This is a genomic window from Rahnella perminowiae (assembly GCF_019049755.1).
Classification (GTDB): domain Bacteria; phylum Pseudomonadota; class Gammaproteobacteria; order Enterobacterales; family Enterobacteriaceae; genus Rahnella; species Rahnella perminowiae.
The window spans coordinates 1-387 of sequence record NZ_JAFMOS010000029.1; the positions used below are offsets into that span (position 1 = coordinate 1).

The 387-nt window shown below is 37.7% G+C and carries 1 protein-coding gene; it reads right to left on the reverse strand.

Annotated elements, in window-relative coordinates; all coding sequences use genetic code 11:
* The coding region (locus J1785_RS00130; protein ID WP_217218506.1) for a 7-cyano-7-deazaguanine synthase at positions 1 to 387 on the reverse strand (387 nt) is incomplete at both ends.

The following is a 387-nucleotide window of genomic DNA, read 5'->3' on the forward strand; positions in this document are numbered from 1 at the left end:
CTCAAGGGTTGTCATGCTTATGGCTGGAGCTTCCAACTCTAAGTTGCCTTCTTGGAATTCTAATAATTTAGACATTGATAAAATAAACTCCAAAGTGCCATCTTTATGATTAGAATCACTATTTACTGTGCCAATAAGAAGTTTGTGTACGTCGAGGCTTATTGCCTTCATTGCAACTAAAGTTACTAACATTTGGTTTCTATAAGGCCACCAGTCAGTTTCAGGAGCATTTTTGTCAGAAGTCTTACCTGCCATGTCCCCAGATCCAAGACTACTACAATCAACCCTCAATATATGATGTTCTATATTAAGAAGTTTACAAATTTGCTCAGAAGCTTGGATTTCAGCATCAGCAGCTTTTTGTCCATAATCAACTGTGAAAGCCAC